This is a genomic window from Bradyrhizobium sp. P5_C11_2, assembly GCF_054049755.1.
Genome location: NZ_JBFULT010000534.1, coordinates 1 through 5,262, shown reverse-complemented (window position 1 = coordinate 5,262; position 5,262 = coordinate 1). Strand labels below are relative to the sequence as shown.

Genomic DNA, 5,262 nt, shown 5'->3' with positions numbered 1-5,262 from the left:
CTGCTGCCCTGGGCGACGGTCGAGGAAAACGTCGAATTCCCGCTGCTGCACGCCCAGCTCTCGGCGGCGCAGCGCCGCGCGCTGGTCGAGGATGCGCTGCGCCGCACCGGCCTGACTGATTTTCGCAAGACCTATCCAAAGCAGCTCTCCGGCGGCATGCGCCAGCGCGTCGGCATTTCGCGGGCGCTGGCGGTGCGCCCTGCCATCCTGCTGATGGACGAGCCGCTGTCGGCGCTGGATTCCCAGACCCGCGAGCTCTTGATGGAGGACTTCGTCCGCCTGCTCGCCGATGGCGGCATGGGCGCGGTCTACGTCACCCACAATCTCGAAGAGGCGGCGCGGCTCGCCGACCGCATCGTGGTGCTGTCGCGGCGTCCGGGGCGGATTCGCGAGGTGGTGAGCGTGCCGATGACGCGCACCGAGCGCGGCGAGATCGCCGCGCGTGAAAAGCTGCTGGCGCTTCAGAACCAGATCTGGTCGCTGATCCGCAACGAGGCGATCGATGCCGAGCGCGAGGTGCAGCATGCTTGATCGCGCGCCTGCGACGGAAACACCTGTCAAGAGCGTCAAGAGCGAGGCGACCCGTCGCGTCCGCTTCCGCGGCGCGGGCTTCGTGCCGGCATCGAGCCGCTTCGGCGGCTGGATCGCGCTCGCGCTCGTCATCGCGATCTGGCAGGCGGCCGGGAGCGCTGGTCTCGTCAATCCGCTGTTCCTGCCGGCACCGTCGGCGATCGTGCGCGCGATCTACGAGCTCGCAATATCAGGCGCGCTCTGGCAGCACCTCTCGGCCTCGCTGCTGCGCATCGGCGTCGGCTGGCTGCTGGGCACGGCGGCCGGCATCGCCGTCGGCTTTGCCATCGGCCTTTCGCGGCTCGCGCGCAGCGTCGGCATCACCTTCATCTCGGCGCTGTTCCCGATCCCGAAGATCGCGCTGCTGCCGCTCTTGATCCTCTGGCTCGGCATCGGCGAAGAGCCGAAGATCGCGACCATTGCGTTAGGCGTGTTCTTCTCGACCGCGATCTCGGTCTATAGCGGCGTCGACGCGGTGCCGCGCAACCTGATCCGGATGGCGCAGAGTTTCAACGTGCCGTTCGCCACCATCGTGCGCAAGGTGATCTGGCCGGGCGCGCTGCCCGCGATCCTCGCCGGCTTCCGTATCACGGCGTCGGTGGCGCTGCTGCTCGTCGTCAGCGCCGAGATGATCGGCGCGCAATACGGCATCGGCGCCTTCGTGCTCCAGGCCGGCAATCTGATGCAGACGGATCAGCTGCTTGCGGGCGTGGTGATCCTGTCGGTGTTTGGATTGGCGGTGGGGAAGGTGATCAATCTGCTGGAGACGCGGCTGTTGCACTGGCGGTAGCCGTGACGGGGTGGGCAGGGGTGCGCCACAACTTCGGTGTCGTCCCGGCGAAGGCCGGAACCCATAACCACAGGGAGGGGTTTGGCGAAGACTCGTAGTTATTCTCTCGTCGGTACTGATGCCGTCCTTCCCCGATAGATCACGCGGTATGGGTCCCGGCCTTCGCCGGGACGACAGTGGAGCGGCACCCCACCTCACGCATTCCCGCGATCCTCGCGGAACAGGTCCAGCTTCTGCTGCACCGGCCGATCCGAGAAGCTGAACAGCACGGCGTCTTCATCCGCTTCGTGCGTGACCCATTGCCAGCTCGGCACCACGAACAGGTCGCGCGGGCCCCATTCGAAGGTCGCCTCGCCGACGCGCGTGCGGCCATGGCCTTCGATCGGACAGAACACGGTCGCGTCCGTCGAGCGGTAGCGTGCGGTCGTAAAGCCCTTGGGCAGCAGCTGGATGAAGGTACCGATGGTCGGCATCGCGAAATCGCCGGTCTCGGGGTTGCTGAATTTCAGCTTCAGGCCGTGGCAGGCGTCCCACTCCTGGCGCGTCCTGGCGTTTTCCAGCGCCTCGCGGGTGTAGGCATAGGGATAGCTGAAGATCGGCGAGGTCTTCGAACTCCGCTTCACGTCGACGGGCAGCAGATTGTGGCCGTAGCGCGCAAAGCTGTCGCCGGCCGGCTTTGTGATGGCCTGCTGGTCCTCGTTCGAACCTTCCGCAAAGGAGCAGTCGAAGAACTGCACCAGCGGGATGTCGAGGCCGTCGAGCCAGAACATCGGCTCGTCAGTCTCGTTGGAATGGTCGTGCCAGGTCATCGACGGCGTGATGATGAAATCGCCGGGCTCCATCGCGGTGCGCTCGCCATCCACCGCGGTGTGGGCGCCCTTGCCCTCGAGCACGAAGCGCAGCGCCGACTGGCTGTGGCGATGGGCGGGCGCGACGTCGCCGGGCACCACCATCTGCACGCCGGCATAAAGCGATGTCGTGATCTTGGACTGCCCGCGCAGGCCCGGGTTCTCCAGCACCAGCACGCGCCGCTCGGCCTCCTTGGCCGTGATCAGCTTGCCCGCTTCCGTCATGTAGTCGCGGATGACGTCGAATTTCCACAGATGCGGCCGGCAGGCGCTCCTCGGCTCCGGTGTGATCAGGTCGCCCATCACCGTCCACAGCGCGGTGAGATTTTCGCCGTCGATCTTCCGGTAGAACGCCTCACGTTCCGGCGTCTTGGTCACGGCTTCCATGGTGCGGCTCCCGCTCGTTTTGTTGATTGACAGTATACTTACTGTCTAGGTAGCGTCAATGCGACGGACGACGTACAAGGCAGTCATTCCGGGACGATGCGCAGCATCGGGCCCGGAATCTCGAGATTCCGGGTTCTCGCTTCGCGAGCCCCGGAATGACAAAAAAATATGAGGGAGGGTCCCGATGAAGCTGCACGGCTATTTCCGCTCCAGCGCCGCGTACCGGGTGCGGATCGCACTGAACCTGAAGGGCCTTGGCGCCGAGCACCTGCCGCATCATCTGCGCAAGGGCGAGCAATGCGCGCCGGCCTATCTCGCCATCAACCCGCAGGGGCTGGTGCCGGCACTGGAGAATGATGCGGGCRCGGTGCTGACGCAGTCGGTCGCCATCATCGAGTGGCTGGACGACATCCACCCGAACCCGCCGCTGCTGCCGAAGGACCCGCTGCGGCGCGCGAAGGTGAGGGCGTTCGCGCTGGCGATCGCCTGCGACACCCACCCGGTACAGAATTTGAAGGTGCTGGCGCGGTTGCGCGAGCTCGGCCTTGCAGAGGAGAAGGTCCAGGAATGGGCGGCCTGGGTCAACCGCGAGGGACTGGCGGCTTGCGAGACGCTGATCAAGGATGAGCCCGGGCCGTTCTGCTTTGGCGATGCGCCGACGCTCGCCGATCTCTGCCTCGTGCCGCAGCTCGCCAATGCCCGCCGTTTCGGCGTCGACGTGTCCGCCTATCCGCGTCTGCTCAAGGCCGAGGCCGCCGCCAAGGCGCTGGCGGCCTTTGCKAACGCCGCGCCGGAGAAGCAGCCCGATGCCGAGTAAGCCAGCCGCCCCGATCACGATAGACGCGGTCTATGCCGCGCCGGGCTATCTGTTCCGGCGCATGCAGCAGATCGCGGTCTCGATCTTCATGGAAGAGTGCAAGGCGTTCGATCTGACCCCGGTGCAATATGCGGCGCTGATCGCGATCCACGCCCATCCCGGCATCGATGCGACGCGGCTGTCGGCGGTGATCGCCTTCGACCGCTCCACGCTCGGCAGCGTGATCGAACGGCTGCAGGCCAAGGACTATATCGAGCGCAAGCCCGCGCCCGAGGACAAGCGGATCAAGCTGCTCTATCTGACCAAATCAGGCGCCGCGATCCTGCGCGAGATCATCCCCGCCGTCGAACGCGCCCAGACGCGCATGCTGGAGCCGCTCAAGCCCGCCGACCGCAAGATGTTGATGGGACTTTTGATGCAGCTCGTCGATCTCAACAACGAAGCGTCCCGGGTGCCGCTGCGCGCCGAAGATGCGCTGGAGCATCTGGGGAAGGCGGGGTGAGGGGGTGAGTGCGAGTTTGTCGCGATAGCGGAGCCTCATCCTCAGTGTCGTCCCGGCGAAGGCCGGGACCCATACGCCGTGCCGGCAGTTGTGGCACGAGATCGTCATTGCCAATCTTCGCCAAACCAGATTCGGTGGTTATGGGTCCCGGCCTTCGCCGGGACGACGGCGAGAGTGTGGTGACGCTGCCGCCTTTATCTCCGCTGTCATTCCCCGCGAAGGCGGGGAATCCAGTACGCCGCGGCTCCTCGGTTCTAGCCGCGCCGCCTCTGGAATACTGGATCGCCCGCCCCAGTGCGCAAGTGCGCACAAGGCGGGCGATGACAGCAAGCTTGGGAGGCCTCACATCCGCAACAACGCCTGCCGGTCGATCTTCCCCGTGCCCGTCTTCGGCAGTTCGTCGATGAAGATCACCTCGCGCGGATATTTGTAAGGTAGCAGCTTGCCCTTGACGTAGTCCTGCAGCCGCCGCGTCGCCTCGCTCTGGTCGACGGCCCGGCTGTTCATCACCACCACCGCCTTCAGCGTCATGCGCCGGTCCGGCAATTCGGCCGCGAACACCGCGCATTCGCGGATGTCGGGATGGTCGGCCAGGCACAGCTCGACCTCGAGCGGGTAGACCCATTGGCCGGAGATTTTGATGAGATCGTCGGCGCGGCCGCGGAAGAAGTGGAAGCCGTCGGCATCGCGCACGAAGCGGTCGCCGGTGTAGATCCAGCCGCCCTCGCGGATCGTCTCGGCGGATTTGTCCGGCCGGTTCCAGTACAACGGCGTGTTGGAATCGCCGCGCACCCACAAAATGCCTTCCTCGTTGTCGCCGACGTCGCTTCCGTCCTTGTCCCTCAGCGCGACCTCGTAGCCGGGCACGCGCAGACCCGCGGCGCCGAGCTTCTTCTGTTCGGGACGGTTGGACAGGTAGATGTGCAGCACCTCGGTGGAGCCGAGGCCTTCGACGATCTCCAGGCCCGTGAGCGTCTTCCAGCCGTTGAACACCTCTGCCGAGAGCACTTCGGCGGCCGAGAGCGACATGCGAAGCGACGAGAAGTTCGTCCCCTTCGCACCCTCGGCCTTGGTCAGCGAGGTGTAGAGGGTCGGCAGGCCGAAAAAGACCGTCGGCTTGAATTGCTCGATCGCCGCGAAGATCGCGGCAGGCTTGGGCTGGCCCGGCAACAGCAGCGTCGCCGCTCCCGCCGAGAACGGGAAGGTGACGGAATTGCCGAAGCCATAAGCGAAGAAGATTTTCGGCACCGAGAAGCAGATGTCGTCGGGCGAAAGCTTCAACACATTCTGCGCGAACGCGGCCTCACTATAGGCCATGTCGTGCTGCAGATGCACGATGCCCTTGGGC

6 protein-coding genes are annotated in these 5,262 nt (G+C 65.6%); 4 read left to right on the top strand and 2 right to left on the bottom strand.

The genetic code is table 11. The features are described from left to right. Positions 1–531, top strand: a 531-nt coding sequence (locus tag ACXJL8_RS33195) for an ABC transporter ATP-binding protein (protein ID WP_456686315.1), incomplete at its 5' end; no start/stop codon positions are given. Then, positions 524–1,360, top strand: coding sequence for an ABC transporter permease (locus tag ACXJL8_RS33190; RefSeq protein ID WP_456619335.1), 837 nt, complete (start codon positions 524–526; stop codon positions 1,358–1,360). The genes ACXJL8_RS33195 and ACXJL8_RS33190, both read left to right, overlap by 8 nt. A gap of 194 nt (positions 1,361–1,554) precedes the next feature. Here ACXJL8_RS33190 and gtdA read toward each other — a convergent pair whose 3' ends face one another. Then, the gene (gene gtdA / locus ACXJL8_RS33185) at positions 1,555–2,595 is read right to left on the bottom strand and encodes a gentisate 1,2-dioxygenase (RefSeq protein WP_456619336.1); all 1,041 of its coding nucleotides are present in this window, start codon (positions 2,593–2,595) and stop codon (positions 1,555–1,557) included. A gap of 184 nt (positions 2,596–2,779) precedes the next feature. Between gtdA and maiA the strand changes: the two genes are divergently transcribed. Both maiA and ACXJL8_RS33175 read left to right on the top strand, forming a co-directional pair. Continuing rightward, positions 2,780–3,412 (top strand): maleylacetoacetate isomerase, encoded by a 633-nt coding sequence (maiA, locus tag ACXJL8_RS33180; RefSeq protein ID WP_456686314.1) that lies wholly within the window; start codon positions 2,780–2,782, stop codon positions 3,410–3,412. Beyond that, a complete protein-coding gene (locus ACXJL8_RS33175) occupies positions 3,402–3,914 on the top strand; it encodes a MarR family winged helix-turn-helix transcriptional regulator (RefSeq protein WP_456619338.1) in 513 nt (170 codons plus the stop codon). Before maiA ends, ACXJL8_RS33175 begins: the two co-directional genes overlap by 11 nt. A gap of 342 nt (positions 3,915–4,256) precedes the next feature. On the opposite strand, the gene ACXJL8_RS33170 is transcribed toward ACXJL8_RS33175, so the two are convergent. After that, positions 4,257–5,262 (bottom strand): AMP-binding protein (locus ACXJL8_RS33170; protein WP_456686313.1); only part of this gene is annotated, 1,006 nt, incomplete at its 5' end.